General features: G+C 38.1%; 16 protein-coding genes and 1 riboswitch. Of the genes, 10 read left to right on the top strand and 6 right to left on the bottom strand.

Translation table 11 applies throughout. The features are described 5' to 3' along the window. Positions 1-4: 4 nt before the first annotated feature. The gene (locus MKZ11_RS00495) at positions 5-1,084 is read left to right on the top strand and encodes a DUF871 domain-containing protein (protein ID WP_340792123.1); all 1,080 of its coding nucleotides are present in this window, start codon (positions 5-7) and stop codon (positions 1,082-1,084) included. 97 nt (positions 1,085-1,181) lie between these two features. Here MKZ11_RS00495 and MKZ11_RS00490 read toward each other — a convergent pair whose 3' ends face one another. The 3 genes from MKZ11_RS00490 to MKZ11_RS00480 all read right to left on the bottom strand — a co-directional run bounded on the left by MKZ11_RS00490 (position 1,182) and on the right by MKZ11_RS00480 (position 2,879). Beyond that, positions 1,182-1,517, bottom strand: coding sequence for a hypothetical protein (locus MKZ11_RS00490; protein WP_340792122.1), 336 nt, complete (start codon positions 1,515-1,517; stop codon positions 1,182-1,184). Between the two features lie 262 nt (positions 1,518-1,779). Beyond that, positions 1,780-2,088 carry a DUF5050 domain-containing protein gene (locus MKZ11_RS00485; RefSeq protein ID WP_340792121.1) on the bottom strand — a complete coding sequence of 103 codons (309 nt, stop codon included), beginning with the start codon at positions 2,086-2,088 and terminating at the stop codon, positions 1,780-1,782. Then, positions 2,085-2,879, bottom strand: coding sequence for a transglutaminase domain-containing protein (locus MKZ11_RS00480; RefSeq protein WP_340792120.1), 795 nt, complete (start codon positions 2,877-2,879; stop codon positions 2,085-2,087). The genes MKZ11_RS00485 and MKZ11_RS00480 overlap by 4 nt, the downstream gene beginning before the upstream one ends. Before the next feature lie 648 nt (positions 2,880-3,527). Here MKZ11_RS00480 and MKZ11_RS00475 point away from each other — a divergent pair. The 4 genes from MKZ11_RS00475 to MKZ11_RS00460 all read left to right on the top strand — a co-directional run bounded on the left by MKZ11_RS00475 (position 3,528) and on the right by MKZ11_RS00460 (position 10,215). After that, positions 3,528-4,343, top strand: a complete 816-nt coding sequence (locus tag MKZ11_RS00475; protein WP_340792119.1) for a glycoside hydrolase family 16 protein — start codon at positions 3,528-3,530, stop codon at positions 4,341-4,343. 14 nt (positions 4,344-4,357) lie between these two features. Continuing rightward, entirely contained in the window at positions 4,358-5,707 is a 1,350-nt protein-coding gene (locus MKZ11_RS00470) for a glycosyltransferase family 2 protein (protein ID WP_340792118.1), read from the top strand. Between the two features lie 389 nt (positions 5,708-6,096). Beyond that, on the top strand, positions 6,097-7,035 hold the full coding sequence (locus MKZ11_RS00465; protein ID WP_340792117.1) for a GGDEF domain-containing protein: 939 nt from the start codon (positions 6,097-6,099) through the stop codon (positions 7,033-7,035). Positions 7,036-7,158: 123 nt separating this feature from the next. Continuing rightward, a complete protein-coding gene (locus tag MKZ11_RS00460) occupies positions 7,159-10,215 on the top strand; it encodes a hybrid sensor histidine kinase/response regulator (protein ID WP_340792116.1) in 3,057 nt (1,018 codons plus the stop codon). Positions 10,216-10,265: 50 nt separating this feature from the next. Here MKZ11_RS00460 and MKZ11_RS00455 read toward each other — a convergent pair whose 3' ends face one another. After that, a complete protein-coding gene (locus MKZ11_RS00455) occupies positions 10,266-11,378 on the bottom strand; it encodes a response regulator (protein ID WP_340792115.1) in 1,113 nt (370 codons plus the stop codon). Positions 11,379-11,827: 449 nt separating this feature from the next. Between MKZ11_RS00455 and ggt the strand changes: the two genes are divergently transcribed. Continuing rightward, positions 11,828-13,585 (top strand): gamma-glutamyltransferase, encoded by a 1,758-nt coding sequence (gene ggt, locus MKZ11_RS00450; protein ID WP_445326963.1) that lies wholly within the window; start codon positions 11,828-11,830, stop codon positions 13,583-13,585. A 283-nt stretch (positions 13,586-13,868) separates the two neighbouring features. On the opposite strand, the gene MKZ11_RS00445 is transcribed toward ggt, so the two are convergent. After that, positions 13,869-15,347, bottom strand: a complete 1,479-nt coding sequence (locus MKZ11_RS00445) for a DUF5050 domain-containing protein (RefSeq protein ID WP_340792113.1) — start codon at positions 15,345-15,347, stop codon at positions 13,869-13,871. Between the two features lie 230 nt (positions 15,348-15,577). Here MKZ11_RS00445 and MKZ11_RS00440 point away from each other — a divergent pair, with 230 nt between their 5' ends. Continuing rightward, the gene (locus MKZ11_RS00440; RefSeq protein ID WP_340792112.1) at positions 15,578-15,898 is read left to right on the top strand and encodes a hypothetical protein; all 321 of its coding nucleotides are present in this window, start codon (positions 15,578-15,580) and stop codon (positions 15,896-15,898) included. A gap of 137 nt (positions 15,899-16,035) precedes the next feature. On the opposite strand, the gene MKZ11_RS00435 is transcribed toward MKZ11_RS00440, so the two are convergent. Beyond that, positions 16,036-17,142, bottom strand: coding sequence for a signal peptidase I (locus MKZ11_RS00435; RefSeq protein ID WP_340792111.1), 1,107 nt, complete (start codon positions 17,140-17,142; stop codon positions 16,036-16,038). A 257-nt stretch (positions 17,143-17,399) separates the two neighbouring features. On the opposite strand from MKZ11_RS00435, the gene MKZ11_RS00430 reads away from it, so the two are divergent. From MKZ11_RS00430 to MKZ11_RS00420, 3 genes are all read left to right on the top strand, one after another. Further along, a complete protein-coding gene (locus tag MKZ11_RS00430) occupies positions 17,400-17,996 on the top strand; it encodes a DUF1102 domain-containing protein (RefSeq protein ID WP_340792110.1) in 597 nt (198 codons plus the stop codon). Positions 17,997-18,183: 187 nt separating this feature from the next. Further along, positions 18,184-18,266, top strand: a riboswitch (cyclic di-GMP riboswitch). Between the two features lie 57 nt (positions 18,267-18,323). Further along, entirely contained in the window at positions 18,324-18,980 is a 657-nt protein-coding gene (locus MKZ11_RS00425) for a hypothetical protein (protein ID WP_340792109.1), read from the top strand. 23 nt (positions 18,981-19,003) lie between these two features. Beyond that, positions 19,004-20,116 carry a DUF5305 family protein gene (locus tag MKZ11_RS00420; protein WP_340792108.1) on the top strand — a complete coding sequence of 371 codons (1,113 nt, stop codon included), beginning with the start codon at positions 19,004-19,006 and terminating at the stop codon, positions 20,114-20,116. The last annotated feature ends 31 nt before the right edge of the window (positions 20,117-20,147 follow it).

Raw genomic sequence — 20,147 nt, 5'->3', positions numbered from 1 at the left:
AAACATGAGAAAGCTCGGGATTTCAATCTATCCCCAATATGGAACAGAGAAGGAACTAGTCGATTATATTGAAAAAGCAAGTGCTTACGGTTTTTCTAGAATTTTTACTTGTTTAATGTCAGCAGGTGGAGATCAGGATGTTCGACTACTGAAAACCGTCTTAAAAAGAGCAAATGGACGTGGTTTTGAAGTGATTGCAGATGTCAGCCCAAGTGTTTTTGAAGAACAAAAGCTGACCTATAAAGACTTATCCTATTTTAAAGAACTCGGTTTTTCGGGACTTCGGCTAGACTTAGGCTTCTCAGGCTTCGAAGAAAGTATCATGTCTTTTAACGAGCATGGATTATCCATTGAGTTAAATATGAGCCAAGGGACGAAATATCTCGAACAAATACTATCTTATCAACCGAACAAGCAGCAACTCATCGGCTGTCATAACTTTTATCCACGCCGTTATACGGGCCTCTCGCGGGAACATTTCATCAAATGCTCTACGCAGTATAAAGAAAACGGTATTCGTACAGCAGCCATGATTTCATCAAAGGACGCTAGATTTGGTCCATGGCCTGTTCAAGAAGGCCTTCCAACCCTTGAAGAACATCGGGATATGGCGATTGAAATTCAAGCAAAGGACCTTTTCCAAACAAATTTAATCGACGATGTAATTATCGGCAATGCCTTTGCTTCCGAAGAAGAATTAAACCGGCTTTCATTGCTCAACCGTTATTTGCTGGAGCTGAACGTAGAATTCAATGAAAAAGCAACAAAGACAGAGAAAGAGATTGCGCTAGGCGCCAATCATTTCAATCGGGGAGATGTATCTGCTTACGTAATTCGTTCAACACAGAGCCGAGTTGCCTATCAGCAGAAAGATTTTCCTCCTCATGACACGGATTTGATTCCTAGAGGAAGTGTCACGATCGATAACGACGGCTATGAGCGCTATAAAGGTGAACTACATATTGCACTCAAGGATATGGAGAACAGCGGAAATACAAATATTGTCGCGACAGTTGATAAAAATGAACAATTTTTACTGGATCAAATTCAACCGTGGCAAAAGTTTAAATTGATTGAAAAATAAGAGCGGTGGCTAATACCGCTTTTTATTTTGCTGAGAATTAGGAGTATCCCTCTACGTGTTTATGGGCGTAGGGGGATATTTTTTGGTTCCAACAATTTTATAGCGTGTGGGACCGCCCGTATTTCTGGGTTGGCTGATCGTATAGCGTGGCAGACCGCTCATATATCTGGGTTAACCGCTCATATATCTGGGGTGACTGATCATATCGGGTTTGACCGCTCATATAGCGTGCCGGAGCGCTCATATATCTGGGTTGACTGATCATATAGCATGTCAGACCGAGCATATATCTGGGTTGACCGATCAAATAGCGTGTGGGACCGACCATATAGCGTGTCAGACCGCTCATATAGCATGCCGGATCGCCCGTATATCCAGTTTGACTGATCATATAGCGTGTCAGACCGATCATATATCCAGGTTGACCGCTCATATAGCATGACGGATCGCTCATATATCCAGATTAACCGCTCATATAGCATGGAAGACCAATCCTATCCGGTTTGACCGCTCATATGTCTGGGTTAACCGATCATATAGCGTGCCAGACCGCTCATATAGCACGCCGGACCGCTCATATTCCACAGCAGACCGCCCCTATCCCCCGCAAACCAATCAAATCCCACCCACCAATCAATCTAAAAATATCCCCAAATAACCCCCCAACAAAAAAAGCCCACACAAGTGGGCTTTTCTCATTTGATAGTCAATTTCTGCACTTTTTTGGTCTTTGAATCAGTATAGTGCAGCTGTTTGCCCACTACTGCAAGACTAACTGATGAAGTGGAGTTCAATTGTTTTAAATTGGATCCATCTGTTTTCATTTTGTACAAAAAACCGCCATTCGAGTAATTGCTGAAGTAAATCCATTCACCAGCAATAACGAAATAGGGGGCTCTTACATTATTCACTTTTAGCTTTGATTTTCCATCCTTATTTATCCGATATAACTTTTCGTTGTCTGAAAAGCTACTGTAGAAATAGTGGTTTTTTGATTCGATCATCGAGCTGAAGTCGTTAAAGAAGCTATACTCTTTCCCTTTCGCAATTGGTCGGAAGAAATAAGGAAATATTTATAACCAACGGTACCTTTTACGTCTGAAATGGGGTCATCCCATGTGCTATCCATGAAATAATACTGGTTCTTTAGCTTAATAAGGTTCCATGCATGCGGGCCACCGTTTCCGTATCCGTCAACGTAGAAATTTTCTATGCCGAGGCGATTTAACAGAAGTTGAGTGGCCTTCGTATACCCATCACAAATGGCAACTTTTTTTATAAGGGCTCCGTATGCAGTATAGGAATCGGCAGGAATCGTATTTTTTTGATAGTTCTTCTGATCATAAGCAACAGTTGTAACTAAATAATCGTGAATGGCTTTGACTTTATCGAAATCTGTAAAGCCGGGCTTAATAATTTTTGCTAACAGCTTGTCCACTTCTTTTGTAAGCACGGCTTTGTTTTTATTGATTGTACTAATAGGAGCCGTGTATGAAAAATCGATTTTGCCGTTAGACCATGTCATCGCGGAATCGAAATAAAGAATTTCAGGATTTTCACGCACTACCTTTTGAATAAGTGAACCGACTTGTTTGTACGAAACTTCTGAAGTATCGAATGTACCAGTAGGTTCATTTTTCAAAAGAGCGGAACGGATGAGGTTGTATGACTTTATTGAATCCTTCATTTTAGCTTCTGGATTTCCACTGATAGCAGCTATGGTTTGGAGAGGATAACTAGTAAATAGGGGTGTGATGAACAAGAACATACAAATAAATAAAATTATTTTTTTCATTGAAATCCCTCCAAATTGTAGTGAGCCCTTATAACCAATTTATTCATCTTTAAATCCCTAAAATGAATTGACCAATTCAGGTCTTTAGTCTTTCTATTTGAATTAGTTTGATTCTACCAAAATTCCCAAAATGGAGATGGGGTAAGATATTCCTGTACTTCAAAAATTAACCTTATTGATGCCGAGCATTATAGGATAAAGCCCAAATAGATTTCTTAACAGTACTAGCATCTTCATCACTATAAGGTGCCGTACTCTAACGATTTAAGAAAAGTATAAGAGGTTATAAAGCAATCTATAAGAAGTGATTCCTATGATAGTTGAAGAAACGCATGCCAAGAGTTTCAGCATGAATCTTGGCATACGGTCACTGATTTTGTAGAGAATAATTCAAATGTCAAAGGTGGTTCGGGTGTTTAGGTCTAGTTAGACTAAGAAATTATCGTTATTGAAGAAGGGGCGATAATCATCATATCTATAGATGGAGGGGATTCAGTAACCGTTCTACTTACCCATGAATTGGGGAAACTAGCTGTTAAGAATATTGAAGAATAATTTCTCGAGAAAATGAATATACTACTATAGCTATGCGCTCCTATGGGGCTTTGAACGAATAACAAGAGATTGTTCTTTTGAGAGGGAGGAAAAATGAAGTATCGCCTAATAGTAATCATCCTTTTATTAGTTGGATGCAGTGATCCTAGCACTAAGCCCCAAATTCCGGACCCCGAAGATAACCTAATAATAGAGCTACCTCAAGAAAAAGAAATTAGGAAAGATACTGAATATGTAGATGAGTATACACAATCTGGGTGGACAATCACTTTCCGGGATGAGTTTGATCAATCGGAGCTTTCAACTATTCGGTGGAACAAAGTTAACGATGGATACAAAGATTACGGAAGGCTTCATTATTATTTACCCGAACAAGTTTCGATTGCATCGGAAAATTTGATTCTGAACGTTGATAATAGTGCGTATGGAGATTTTCCATATCGGTCGGGTGCTGTGACGACAAAAGGTAAACATGAACAGTTGTATGGGAAATTTGAGATACGAGCCAAACTTCCGAGTGGACAAGGCTTATTCCCCGCTATTTGGTTACTGCCATCAGATGGTAAAGCCTACCCTGAAATCGACATAGTCGAAATGTTAGGACAGCTAACAAATGAAATTTGGCATGTCGCTCATAAAGAAGCTGGAAATCGGGAGTTCAAGCTAACGGAAGGTATCGATGGCAGTGAGTGGCATGTATATACACTTGATTGGTTAGAAGACGAATTGACTTTTTATATAGATGGCAAAGAACAATTTAGAACGCCAAACATTTCAAATACAAGTATGTATTTATGGATGAACGTAGCAGTAGGAGGAGTGTGGGTGGGAGATCCTGATGAGCAAACTATATTTCCCGCTTCAATGGAAGTAGATTATGTAAGAATTTACTCTGAAAATAAAAGTTAGGGAGAAGGACTACTTTGAATATATGGACTATCGTTTTAGTTACTGTTTTTGTATTTTATTTAATGCTACAAGTTGGTTATATAGTCACTTCGTTGGTATCGAAAAAAGCTACAAATCTATCGGCAAACGAACAGAAGATTAGTGTATTGATTCCCGCTTATAATGAAGAACTTGTCTTACTGCAATGCCTTGAAAGTTTGAAGATGGTTAGTTATAAAAATAAAGAAATCATATTTATTAATGACGGCTCTACAGATAATACAATGACGGTTTTACAAAACTTGCTTGATTTAACGGAAGTTGATAAAGCACTAAGCGACATTATTTCTCCCTCCTCTATTAAAAGATTCTTTAAGAGTGATAAGTACCCTAATATTTACGTGATTGATCAGTTAAATGGAGGCAAGTCGAACGCTCTTAACACGGGAATTTCGTTTGCCACGGGCGAAATTATTGTAACGCTAGATGCAGATTCAATTTTAGAAAATGATAGTCTATCTTGGATAAATCAATCATTTTCCGATAAAAAAGTTGTGGCTGCAGGGGGAATGGTTCATGTAGGCCAACTAATCAATAAGCGAGGACCGATCATATATAAAAGAAAAATGCTATTAAGGTATCAATTGTCAGGTTATTTGTCCTCATTTTATGTTCGAAAAGTTACACAGTCAAAGTTTAATGTATTGGGAGTCGTTTCTGGCGCTTTTGGGGCATTTAGGCGTACTGTTTTATTGGAAATTGGCGGGTATAAAAATACACTAGGCGAGGACATGGAAATTACATTCCGTTTACAAAAATATATAAATGAAAGAAAATTGGAAGAAAAAATGATTTTTATTCCTGAAGCTGTTTGTTATACAGAGGTCCCCGAAAGTTTTAATTCACTATTACATCAGCGTATTCGTTGGCAAAAAGGTTTTATCGATTGTATCAATATACACAAAGGAAATTTCTTTACTGTCTTCAGTAAAAAGTTTTCATTTTTTCTTTTGTTCGAATCCATCCTACTAAGTGTTGTTGGAACCTCGGCAATACTGATGTTGCCAATTGTTCTGGTAATGGGGCATATTACGCCTTTAATGATTTTATTAATCGCAAGTGCCTGGTCAAGTGAATTTATTTTGAGATTGGTTGCGGTACAAAAAGCAGGATATTATGGATATGCGTTTACCATGAAGTGTTGGTTTAAAATTGTGCTTTTTACCGTATGGGAGTCTTTAACGTTTCGGCTTCTAGATACATTTTTCTTTGTATACGGAACAATTCTTTACTTTGTTGGAAGTCGGGATAACTGGGAGAAACTAAAAAGAAGTGGTTCTGTCATTTACCAGGATCTAGATGCTGGTAAAAAAGCTTTGGCATAATTGCAATTTACGTAATACTAATCGTAATCATATCCCTGAATTATTACTAGAACGTTCGTGATAGGCTAGAAACACCCATCTTATTGGTTTTTTTACTGTATATACAAGAAATAAGAACCCATTACTGTAAAGGTTAAACTACGATAAAATACCCGGTAAAAGGATTCATATAATAGCTACTTTACCGCTATTCACATACCTTCTTGGAACCGCTATACTCGCTTCTCAACCGATTTGGACAATCAAGGATCATTATAAGATTGCGAAGAACCTTTTTCTACTTTAAGCGAATTGTAAGAGAGTATAAAGAGTTCTATAAGAAGCTTTACGTATGATAAAGGGGAATATCGATTTTTGCACTAATGACCTATCTGATTGGGAGGATTTACATGGTTATTTATTATTCAGATGGAGCGGTAGAAGACGTAGATACGAATGCACAACCAGATGAATTTGAAATCCTTAAAAATGCAATGACACATACATTCATTATCACGGTTTTAAATTATGAAGGAAAAGTAATTGACGTCAATGAGAATTTCATAGCGACATTCAATTATTCGTTGCCTGAACTGAATTTGAAGGAGTATGGTTTTTTAATTTCGAGGTATCATTCTGAAGAATTTATGAACGGGGTGTGGAGTAGTATTCGGAATGGGAATCAATGGTCTGGCGAACTCTGTCATAGGGATAAAAAAGGCGAGATAATCTGGCTCAAGTCGACGATTGTTTCTATAGAAGATAATGAAGATTCCAAAGTGCGATATATGATGATTTCCACAAATATTACGGAACAAAAAGCGATGGAAAAGTGGCGGCATCTAGCTTGTCATCATGAGTTGACCAATTTGCCAAACCGAAGAATGTTAGAGCCTTCTATGCAGTCATACATAGCGAGTGCAGAACAGAAGGATATGCAACTAGCTATTCTATATATGGATATTGATCGTTTTAAAGTGATTAATGACACGTACGGCCATTTAACAGGAGATTTGTTATTAAGAGAAGTTGGCAATCGGCTAGCGGGTGTTACTATTCTTAATAACTGTATATTCCACGTGAGTGGAGACGAATTCATCTTGATTATCAAAGAGATAGAGAACTTGGGAGCACACATTCAATTAATCATGAATTTATTCAATAAGCCATTCATAATTGAAAAGCACCAAATCAATGCAAGTATAAGCATTGGGGCAAGCATATATCCTGATCATGGGACGGATCCAAAGCGGTTAATCGAGTATGCGGATATAGCAATGTTCGATGCTAAGGGGACTACTGGAAATACGTACTGCAAATATAAGCCAACCATGAATGGACATTTGTGAGACATGGTTCCCTCTAGAGTCCTGGTGATTATATTAGTCAAAACGAAAGAAAGCTAAAATGTTAGGAGAAATAGAGATGAATGAAAGAAGGGATTTCTCCGTCAAACATCGAATTCAATCATCATGAAAAAGAAAAAAATGATTATTACCGTTAGTGTATTTGTTCTTATACTTATCAGTTTAAGGTTTCTATGGATCCATTACTATTTTGCGTTAGATTATTCAAAAGCAAAAGGTGGGATTCTTGATTTGAGGGGTGTGGAATTACAAGATGAGAAAACAATCTTATTAAACGGTGAATGGACCTTTTTTCCAAATCAATTGATTGATCCAGAGAAATTGAAAGAGCAAGTGTCGGCAGAGAAGCAAATAGGGATAATAGTTCCTGGAAATTGGAGAAAAACAATATCTAATAATGAACAATCATCGTATGAATATGGGACCTATCGTCTGCGTATTCTGCTGGATGAACAAAAACAGTTGCTCAGTCTGTATATAAAAGAAATAAGGTCGAATGCTACTGTATTTATAAATGGACAAAAAGTAATGGAATTGGGACGTGTAGGTGAAGATTCCGAATCAGCAAAATCTGATTTTCGACCAGTTGAAGTGAGTCTAGAAAACCATGAAACAGAGATCGATTTACTAATACATGTTTCAAACTATAATCTCATCTATCCAGCAGGCATCACCAAAGCGATTAAATTTGGAACATCATCTGCTATTAAAAAAAGTCAAATAGTTTCTTATTTAATGCAATTTACATCAGTAGTCATTCTGCTGATGCACAGCATTTATACACTGGTCATCTTTCTTTTATTTGGAAGAAAGAAGGAATTAGTTTTCCTTTCGCTTACGTTCCTTTGTGCTGCAATTTCAGTTCTCATAGATGATGATAAACTATTGCTTTATTTGTTTCCGACAATTAGTTGGTTGTGGTGGGTGAAGCTGCTTTATCTTTCATATGCAAGCAGTGTTTTTTTTATGTTGCAATTTTTCAAACAAATACTGATGGAAAATTCAATTCATAAAACAAGGATATCTATTCCGTTCAAGGCGCTTACAGTTTTGTATCTGTTATTTGTCATATGTGTGTTACTAGATTATAAGATGATGATCGCTCCATTGTTTAGGGTTATTATGTTCTTTATACCGGCGATTATTCCTTTCACTTTGAGTAAAGTAGTAGCGCAAGGCAAAGCTTACGCCATCTACTTTCTACTTGCGACAATTAGCATTGCCTCCAGTATTTTATGGGGATGGATTAAAAACCATGCTTTTTCGACATTACCCTACTACCCATTTGAAATCATCATTGGTGTTATTCTTTTTGCAATCTATTGGTTCAAACGTTTTTTTCAAGCGACAGATGAAAGTAAGGAACTGACTGTGAAATTGCAAAAAGAAGTCAAAAGAAAAGATGACTTTCTAGCCAATACATCTCATGAATTAAGAAACCCTCTACACGGAATCATGAATATTACCCAAACGATTTATGACAGCGAAAAGGATAACTTGACTGAAGAAAACAAGAAAAATTTACAAATTCTGATGTCAGTAGGCCGCCGTATGTCAATGATTCTGAATGATCTTCTTGATATTACTAAACTGAAGGAAAATGGTATTAGGTTACAAGTTAAAGAAGTGGACCTCTCATCAGTTGTATCGGGTGTATTTGATATGCTCCAGTTTTTGAAGGAAGGGAAAAGCATTACGTTTAGACAAACGGGACTTGAGACATTTCCAAAGGTAGAAGCAGATGAAAATCGTCTTTTTCAAATACTATTTAATTTAGTTCATAATGCAGTGAAGTTTACAAATGAGGGAGAAATCATCGTTTCTGCAGAAACTCGGAATGATATGGCTGTTATTCATGTGCGTGATACTGGAATTGGTATAGATGAAGAAACAATGAAATCTGTTTTTCAGCCATACGAGCAAGCAGACCCTAAGATAACAGCATTTGCAGGTGGAATTGGACTTGGGCTGAGTATTTGCGATCAGTTAGTCAAATTGCATGGAGGATCGATTAATGTCAAATCGACTGTGGGAAAAGGGTCTACGTTCACGTTCACATTGCCGATCGCCTCGCAACAAAAGAGTATAGCTACTGATCAGTCTATACGACAGGCTATACCGGAGCTAGCTAGAGGGAATCAGAAGACAACGGACCAGATTTTGAATGAAGAATTGCCATGCATATTAGTGGTAGATGATGATCCGCTTAACTTAGCGATTGTTGGGCGAATGTTGGTAGCTGAACAATTCGATGTCGTTACATGTACGAGTGGAAAAGAAGCATTGGCTTTATTGGATAAAGGAAAGTGGGATCTCGTTATATCGGATGTAATGATGCCGAATATGTCTGGTTACGCGTTGACACAGAAAATACGGGAACGCTTTCCGATTTCGGAACTTCCGATTTTGCTGTTGACAGCCCGTAGTCAATTAGAGGATATCCAAACCGGTTTTCATTGCGGGGCCAGTGATTATGTTACTAAACCCGTAGAAAAACTTGAATTGGTGACACGCGTAAAGGCCTTAACCGATTTGAAAACGTCGATTGGCGAACGAGTACGAATGGAAGCAGCGTGGCTACAGGCACAAATTCAGCCACATTTCTTATTCAATACATTAAATACGATAGCGGCACTCAGTGAGATTGATCCACCCAAAATGGTGGAGTTGCTAGATAAGTTCGGGAGTTATTTGCGTGCTAGTTTCGCAAGCCATAATTTAAATCAAGTGATCCAATTAGAGGCCGAATTAGAGCTCGTTCGTTCCTATCTATTCATTGAACAAGAACGTTTTGGAAATCGTTTGAATGTAGAATGGAAGATGCATGAGATACCGGCTATTCAAATTCCACCGCTATCGATCCAAACAATCGTAGAAAATGCCATTCAACATGGCGTCTTAAAACGGCCAGAAGGTGGGACCGTCCAAATAAGAGTGGTAGAACAGAAGGACTTTGTAGAAATTACAATTGAGGACGATGGAGTGGGAATACCAGAAGAGAAACTGAAGAGTCTGCTAACCTACCAGACAGAAGAACGACGAGGAATAGGCTTGCTTAATACAGACAAACGGCTTAAACAGCAATTCGGAAGTGGAATTGACATAACAAGTGTACCAAATAGGGGAACCACCGTTACATTTATCGTTCCGAAAAAAGAATAACACACGAAAAACGCCGCTGCCAATTCAGGCAGTTGGCGTTTTCTGTTTGATTACGTTGTAACGAGGATCGATTCATAAAGTTCATTTGTTGCACGTCCTGGTAAAATGTCGAGATCCTCCAATAATTGTTTCTTGAAGTCATGGTACACCTTAATGGCATCCCCACGGTTCCCAACGTCAAGGTGGTAGTGTATAAGTTGCTGTAAAACATGTTCGGAATATGGATTATAGGTGAGCAGAATCTGTAAATAATGCTGTTTTTTATGTAACTCGTCATTCTTAGAGTAATAATCAATCATCTTTTGGAGAAGCTGCAACAATTTTTGACGAAGACTTTGTGTTTTGGCTGCTGCCCATTCATAGCCGTTCTTATCCATATAGTCGCCACTATATTGCTGAACTGCGTGTTCGAATACCCGAATAGTATCATGATCCACATTAGTATAATCAGCTAGTACCCGCTCCAGTTCAAGAGCATCGCATTGGAATCCATGTAGCTCCAGTGCATAGCTTTGATCTGAAAAAGTTAACGAGCCAGGGTAGCCCACGGAATCCAACATTTTACGCAAATGCGAGATTGACGTATGGAGTTGAATCTTAGCCTTTTGGTATTCGCTCTCCGGCCATAGCAAATCGATAAGAGAGTCTCTGTTCATAGACATATTTAGATATGTAATGAAAACAGCAAATAGTTCTTTTACTTTTGCAGTTTTCCATTTGACAGGTTCCTCTTGGCTGAAGACAGCAAACTCATCAAAACAGATAATTTTCAGGGAAGGAGAGGCATCCCGTTCATTTACTGAAGATTTATCACTCAAAAGCAGCTGTTCTTGAAGTCGCATCACTGTTTTTTCGAGGCGCTCTTTCATAATAGGTTTCATTAAATAATCAATCGACTGCAATTCAAAAGCTTGAATCGCATAATCCCGATAGGCAGTCACAAAGACAATATATACATCTTTTTTTCCTTCTTGAATGAGTTCAGCTAAATCCAATCCGCTAAAGCCCGGCATTTCAATATCCAAAAAGGCTACTTGAAAATCAAGATGCTTCATTTCCTTTAAAAAAGTGGGTGCATTTGAAAAAGTTTTAACGACTTTAACAGTACCCAATTCATTTAACTTATTCTCCAAATGTTTCAAAGCCAACTGCTCATCATCCACTACTATTGCGCGTATGATGGGAATCACCTTCTTTCATGAAAGGAAATACTTTCCTTCTATTATCTCAAGAGTGGCACAGACTTGCAATATTTAACAAATGATTGTTTGACAGAGAGTGTAAGGAAACATGTCGGAAGTTTTCATCTGGGTAAATTCAAATTATTGAGTCCTATTTGGAAAGGAGAAAAGAGAGAATTTAAAAGTGAAACAGCTCCGATTCAGAGTAACTATCTGAATCAGAGCTGTTTTGATAAAAGGCTGTGAAACAAATAAGTTGTCAGAATAGTTTCGGATTTGACTGGGTGACTGTCACCCACAGCACACACCCAGACACCCAAAATGATACTTTTAGTTCTTTAATCCGCAAGTCCTGAATAGGATGTTTAATGATTGAGATAAAAGTTCTCGTCGCAGATGAAGAATGAATTTACTAATTTATTAGGGGGGAAATGATGAGGAGTAAATTTAGACAAGCTCTTGTACTTTCGTTTAGTCTGTTGCTTTTAGTTGGTACGTTGCCTAGTAGTGTTTTGGCAAAAGAACTGGACATGGATTACAAGAATTCCAAGCAAGTTGCGACTGGGTTAGACGGTATGGTTGCAACCGCGCATCCATTGGCGAGTCAAATTGGGGCGGATGTTTTGCGTAACGGTGGTAATGCCATTGATGCGGCAGTCGCAATACAGTTTGCGTTGAATGTCACTGAACCGATGATGTCCGGAATCGGAGGCGGCGGTTTCTTGATGTATTATGATGCGGATAAGGAAGAGACAAGCATTATTAACAGCCGCGAACGTGCACCAGCAGGGGCTACGCCGGATATGTTTTTAGATGAAAAAGGGGAGCCGATTCCGTTTGGTGAACGGGCCACTGGCGGTAAGGCAGTAGGTGTTCCAGGAACGTTGAAGGGATTGGAAGAGGCTCTTGAAAGATGGGGTACACGTTCAATGGATGAATTGATCGACCCTGCTATTCAATTGGCGTCGGAAGGTTTCCCAATTGACATCGTATTAGCTGATGCGATTGCAGATAATAAGGAAGTACTCAATAAAACTGCAGCTGGAATTGTCTTTGCTCCAAATGGTAAGCCCTTGAAAGAGGGGGATAAGCTTGTACAAAAGGATTTGGCGAAAACATTTAAGTTAATAAAGTCTGGTGGAACGGATGCTTTCTACAAAGGAGAAATTGCAAAAGCAGTCGCGGGTGTCGTACAAAAGTATGAAGGTTCGATGACGGCGGATGACATCGCTGCTTATGATGTGAGGATAGACAAGCCCATTTGGGGAGATTATAAAGGTTACCAGATTGCCAGTATGCCACCTCCAAGTTCTGGTGGAGTATTTTTGTTGCAAATGCTCAGTATTCTTGATGGGTTCGATCTTTCCCAATATGACGTAAAATCATGGGAAAAGTACCATTTGCTTGCCGAAGCGATGCATTTAGCCTATGCCGATCGAGCAGCTTATGCCGGAGATCCGGAGTTCGTTGAAGTTCCTTTGAAGGGACTTTTACATCCGGATTATATTAAACAAAGACAAGATTTAATCAAGTTAACTTCGGTTATTGAAAAGCCTATAGCGGGAGATCCATGGCGATATGAAGGTAAAAAGACAGCGGGTATATCGGTTCAACAGCCGGATGACAAAAAACAAGGTGAAACAACTCACTTTACGGTAGCGGATCAGTGGGGGAATGTCGTTTCTTATACGACGACAATTGAACAACTATTCGGTACGGGGATTATGGTGCCGGGTTACGGATTTATGCTGAATAACGAATTGACCGATTTTGATGCAATACCAGGCGGAGCCAATCAGGTTGAACCAAATAAAAGGCCATTGAGTAGTATGACACCGACAATTGTATTCAAGGATGACAAGCCGGTTTTAACAGTGGGATCCCCCGGCGGCTCAACAATTATCACGTCAGTCCTTCAGACGATTATCCATTCGATTGAATATGACATGGAATTAAAAGCTGCGATAGAAGAGCCTAGAATTTTCACGAACAATACGACTTCTTATCGTTATGAAAAAGGTATTCCGAATAAGGTACTGGATTATCTGAATAAGATGGGCCATAATTTCGGTGAAAGTCCAGTGACGATCGGCAATGTTCAGAGCATTTTAATCGATCACAAAGAAGGGACTTTTAAAGGAGTTGCAGATTCAAGCAGGAGCGGGGCGGCAATCGGAATCGATTTTTAGTGTCGGATATCTGAGGGTGAAACTATTTAGAAATTACACTTAAATAATATGAAAAGAGGATCAGACATGTATGTTTATGTCTGATCTCTTTTCAATTCATAATCATAAACCTTTTAGACACAGCATAATCACTCAATATTAAGGAGGGCGATGATACCAAATGCAACGTATGGAATGGGGCGTTACTGTAATTGTAAATGGTAACATTTCATCTGGATAATGTATCTTCAACGCTCCTAGTTTTAGCAGTGGAAAAGAAACGGGCTCCAAAGATATATTCTTGTTATCTTACATAGAAAGGGTGAATTTCTTTTTTCTTCTGTACCTTTCCGTCGGGAGATTTTACATTTTCGATTGTTAGCACATAGTTTGTATTCTTTTCATAGCCGCCCTTTGGTGGATACACTAATAACTTTGTTCCGGTTGGATCTATCTCATATGTAACTTGAATAGAAATTCCATTATCGGTTTTTACAGCAACCGTATCCTCTTTAATGGAAGAGAATTCGAATTTTTGATTGAATGTCACAGTCCACATTTTATTCGAGGGAACAATATCTCCAATCGGTGTCACAATATTCGGTGCGTGAATATCCACAATTAGCGACTCTCGTTTGTTCGTTATTGTATTTAAATACGTTAGAGTATTTCCCTTAACCGTAATGTCAGTGGAGTGGACAGAATTTAATTGTTCGAGTTCAGTTCCATTTTTGTTCATCTTGGATAAGTAACCACTGTTGTTATAATTACTGAAATAAATCCAGTCACCTGCAATAGCGAAGTAAGGTGCACGGACATCGTTAATTTTTTGTTTGTTAGTTCCCTCTTTGGTAATTTTATATAGCTTGTTATGATCGCCATTATTGCTGAAATAATAGATGCCATCAACTTCAATTGTTTTATCGAATTCATTAAAGTAGCTGTATTTTACACTTGTTGCAACCGGCCAATTCGTCTCATTCCATACATGGTCTTTTCTTAATTGGTCTGAAGTAATGAGGAAGTAAGCATATCTTACATAGCCCAATTTGTCGGGCGTCGGATCATCCCATGTGATGTCCATGAAATAAACCTTCCCGTCCAATTTAACAAGATTCCACGAATGCAACTCACCGTTAGCTGTCCCGTCGACATACTGGTTCTCGATGCCAAGCCGGTTCATAAGAAGTTGTGCTGCTTTCGTATAACCGTCACAAACCGCGATATCTTTAACGAGGGAACCATACGCGGCGTACGAGTCTGCTGGGACTGTATTATTATCGTAATTATATTCGTCATATGCCGTAGTCAAAACAAGATAATCATGGATGGCCTTTACCTTATCAAAATCAGTGAATTCAGGCTTGATAATGCTCGCAAGAACTTCGTCAACTTTTTTCACAAGTGCATTTTTATTGTTTTGGATTGTGATCGTAGATTGAGAATATGTAAACTCGATTTTTCCGTTTGACCAGTATTTGTAAGCAGTTAAATACATAATTTCAGGATTTTCAGATGTAATTTTATTAATTAATCCGGGTACATCCGTGTAAGCCATTTCGGATGTCTCAAAATATCCAGTTGTTTGACCAGCCAAAAGAGCAGAACGGACCATTTCGTAGGAATTAGGCTTGGAAGTAGCTCGAATAGAAGCTGCTTGAATCCTTTCAACCAATTCATTGTCTACAATTGTCAGCGTATCCGCTTGGACAGGCGCTGACAGGCCGGAAAATAGTAATAGTGTAACTAAAAATGTACTGATAATAGCGAGTGTCTTTTTCATAAGTTATCATCCTTCCTCTTTTACTATCGGCATTTAATAGTAGACTGTGAATGTCTGAAACGTAATTAAAATGGAGGGGGGATAATTAATAGAAGAATGAGATTTGCATAGCGGACAGTACGGAGCGTTGGAAGAGCCAGGCATTAATTCCGATGCATTAATCAAAAATTGGCCGGGAGACATAACGCCTGTCACCTTTACCATCCATGCAGATCCCTAAATAACCTTGAGTGGCAACTGTTACATCCAATGACGGAAAAGCGTTAAAAACGCCTGTCGAAGTTCCGTTTCAGGTGGTCAATCTGACTGATGACATTCAATTGGTTTACAGTCTATCAAGCGGTATCTTTACCAACATTACCGTCACAACAAGCCCGGATGTACATAGGGTAACCGTTGGTGGTGAGGATATGGACTATAAAGGAAATAATAGGTTCAAGGCTTCGCTTATCGATGCTAAACCAGGTTCAACGGTTAGTATCGTCAGTTACGATGGAGATAATAAAAGGCTTGAAACAAAAAAATATAAGCTTGGAGTGCCCAGTTTTTAACGTTTAACTTGCCAGACTTTACCCTAATTCGAATAAACCAAAAATCCTCTCACGCCTTTTTAGGTCCTGAGAGGATTTTCTTATGATAGGGTTTTATTTATGGTAGATTCTAAAATATAACTTATGAGCAATTAACACTAAAACGGCAAAATCCCCCGCAACGTTCTTCTTTTCCTCCTTAACACTTTAATCGTTCTTCTTCTCATTTTTCTGTCAAAAAGAGGATAAATCATTAACGGCAATCCTGGTACTAAAGAGACGACTGCAAGCGCCAACCAATAACTTTTCTGTGCTAGAAAGTAAATAAATGAAGGGGGTAGAAATGGATAAAATAATCCGATTTGAATAGATGACTCATACTTGCCAGGCCTTTCGGCATTTACAGTAAAGGTTATATCGGTTTCCTGACCCGGTGAAAGGGATAACTTTGTATGACTCAATTTAATTTGCTTATCATCAGAAGTAACGGCACCAATTAATTTAAAGAAACCTCCATTACTTAGCTCTGATAATGGCCGGGTTACTTCATCTCCAACCTTTAAAATACCAACAGCACTGCCCATTAATACACCTTGACCTTGAGAAGAGACTTCATAAAAAAGGTTTGCTCGTTGTCCGGAAGCAAGCATTGTCGCTCCCATAATAACGGAAATCGTTAATCCACCTACTATATAAATGAGTTGTAACTCCATTCCTTTATTTGTCTTCTTTCGTTTTCGTCCAGATTTTAATTCGCCAATTGCAATAATAATCGCAAGAACTATGGCGATAACTGGCAATGTATAAGGATTGCTTTGATATTTTTCCGCCCATAATGATAAGTAACCTATTTTAGGGATAACGATTGGTGTTTCTCCTATAGTTAATGCTCTTCCAGCAATCCAATCTCGCTCAATCAGTCCACTACCATCCCGCTGATCCGTATATTCATTAGCGTCCCCTTTGGTAATAAAACCTTTATCGACGTTTCTATCGACTACTCGGTGGGCAATCCAACCTTTGTCAGCAAGACTTCCTTCTTCTGTTTTGAAAAAGACGATATCTCCATTTTGTACTGCTTCTTTTTCCTTTAGGTTCTCTATGATCACCATATCGCCCCGCTCCCAAACAGGGGACATACTGTTTGAACGAATGACGGTAAGCAAAACGGGTTCTTTAGTAATAGCTGACCCAATTGCAGCAATTAACGTACATAAGATGCCAATTGCTAATAAAGTGTTCAGTATCCTTGAAAATAGCTTCATGGAATTCCTCCTTTCATTCATATTATTGTAATTCTACGAAACAAAAAGCCCTCTAAAGTAGAATTGATTTGGTACAAAAGTATACCTACCACCAACAAAAGTAGTAGTTTAGGGGATACAAAGTAGATAATAGTAGTAGACAAACGATATCTGAAGACTACCCTACAGAGTGAGGATAACCAATACCAATCCTCCTATACTAAAAGTAGTTACAAAAACGGTTAAGAGCCGAAAAAAATATTGGAGGAGATTTAAGAATGAAGATGAAAAAAGGTATATTTTCGGTAGTGTTTCTACTAGCAATTTCAAGTGTGATGGCGGCAATGTCTTTCTCAAGTGCAGCGGTCAAGAGTGATATGGACGTTACGGTCAAGAATTCTAACGAATCACTATTGGCACTAGTAGCAAGTGCGGAGCATAATGCAGCTGATTATAAAGCGAATGGTGAATTATTGATTAACCTGAATAAGGGTAATGGAGCAGATTACGGAGTTCAAAACAATAGTAAATATAATTGGGATAAATTATTTGCAGTTAAAAATAACTCAGATAAAGATATTAATGTTACTGTTAATGTCGCTAAGAGATCCGGTAAAGGAACTTTTGAAGCTAGCGAGGTTACCGAATTAGATACGTTTGGAAAACCAGGTGGTGGACATGGCGGTGGTGGTATAATTACTCCTACTAAACAACTGTTGAAATTAACAAATGGCGGTGGTAGTAATACACTTTCATTTACGCTAAAACCAGGTAAGGATCAGGAAATTGACCTGGAATTATTGACTAATAACATTGGTAAAGGATCAAATAATTACACACTAACTGTTGACGCAGTTAGAACAGATGGTAAGTAAGTTAAACTCAAAATAAAGCAAAACAGCTCTATGAAATATATAGGGCTGTTTTTCTTTACATGTTAGTTACGACAAATACAAAGAAGGACATTACTACCTATTATCAGACAAAAATAGTACCTACATAACCGCAAGAAGTACCGTAATATTTGTTGGGGTTTGGTTATACTGAACTATATAAAAGAATATTGATTACGGAAACTGTGAAGTACGACCCGTATATGGGCACCTGGGGCGTATGGAGTTATTGGTGCAACCGGCCTAATTAAATTTGGACAACTTGTCCAATTTAGTTAGGCTTTTATTATGAAATTGGGAGGGCGCGTATTGAAAAAGTTTTTTTCTTTAGCAGCACTTTTAGTATCCATGTCATTTTTGCTTCTCCGTAGCACGAGTTTTACAACTGCTGAAATAGGAAGTGATGCAACATTATCTATAGTCCCAGAGGATAGTGCCCTTATCGCAATTACCAATTGGGAAGGGAGAAAATTTGCAATTACAAATAACACTGAAGAAACAATAGAAATTCAAGGAATTGACATACTTAGTGGATTCTCTGAAGAGGCAATGAATGTAGTAGAAAATAATTCTTCTACTCTAATTTCAGGAGGAAGCAAATATTTCACCCTTATTGGCGACGCACAAGAGTTATCCGGAGGTGAAATTCAAATAATAGCTCATTGGAACGGTGGCAGTGCGGAAATAAATTCAACGATTCCAGAATTTGAAGATGAACAAATACTTGTTGAATTGGAAGAAGAAACGAAATCAGAATTAATCGAAGCGGAAGAAAAAGAAAAAGAAAAAGAAAAAGAAAAAGAAGAAATCGAAGTAGAAGAAAAGGCGAATGAGGAAGTCGAAGTCGAAGCAAAAGAGGAAGCTGGAGCAGAAGAAAATATAAAAGAAATCGAAAAAGAAACAGCAAACATAATAGAATCTGAACCAAATGAAGACCAAACGAATACGGACCAAGACAAAGACTAACATTAACAAAGGGAGAGATGGAAATGGGATCAATCTTAGTTCATCTATATAAGGGGAAACACAGGAAAATATTCCTCCCCCTTCTACTAGTACTAATTATTTCAGTTGCAGTATCAGTTTATTCTTTGTCAGGACCAGCAATAACTATTACTCAAATCAATGATGACATTCCTCGAATAGAAACAAACTATGATTACAAGGCGACACTTATGCCAAATGTCCTTTATCCGAACGGAGGGACGGTAGAAGCAGGAGATACAATGTTCCGGAAAATAACAACTGCAATTCCTATTAATTTAAAATCTACAATAGACTACGAGAATGAAATACTGGCAAAAGGTACACATGAAGCAAAATTAGTAATAAAAGCAGGGGATATGTGGGAAAGAATGTTTCCACTAGAAAAAAAACAAGCCTTTGAAGAAAAGGGGAAAGCAATTGCAATTTTAGAAAAAGCATATAAAATTGACCTTGAAAAAGTGAATGCATTCATATTACAAGTGGAAGAAGAAACAGGCATTAAATTACCTCAGTATGCAATCGAAGTAGTTCCAAATATCCAAGGAACAATTAACTATGATGGTAAGGAAATGAATATTCAGGAACAGGGTAAGCTTACTTTTCAATATTCATATGAAGAAATTGCGTTAGCAAGTGAAAAAGTATTCACGTCCATGTCCCCATTGGCAACGACCGAAATGATTCCGAATACTTTTAACTTATTTGGGTTCTCCCTTCCATTAAGCCGAGTTCGAATAATAAGCTCCCTATTTTCTTTGTCCTTACTACTAACTATTATTTATGTCTATAAAAGGTTAGTTACTAATCATGCAAAACCTATTACCTCGCGTGTAGAAAAAATAAATAAAAAATATAGCAGCAGAATTATTCCAGTTTCAGAGAAATTGAATATTGACCAGAAGTCCATTCTAACTCTTGATTCGTTTAAATCAGTGTTGAAAATTGCTGATGATAAAGAACTCCCTATTTTCTTTCATAATGATCACCAAGATGGAAGCGCAATATACTTTATAGTCGACGGCGATTATTTATATAGTTATGTAACGAGCATAACAGATTTAATTCCGAGAACGTCCAAAAGAATAAGAAAAGCAAAAACGTATGCAATCGGTTAATCGTATTTATCAATTCATAAGAAAAAGTCCT

The sequence above is a fragment of the Sporosarcina sp. FSL K6-1508 genome (genome assembly GCF_038007465.1).
Classification (GTDB): domain Bacteria; phylum Bacillota; class Bacilli; order Bacillales_A; family Planococcaceae; genus Sporosarcina; species Sporosarcina psychrophila_B.
The sequence above is the reverse complement of the archived record's forward strand: the minus strand, read 5'-3'. Positions and strand labels throughout refer to the sequence as shown.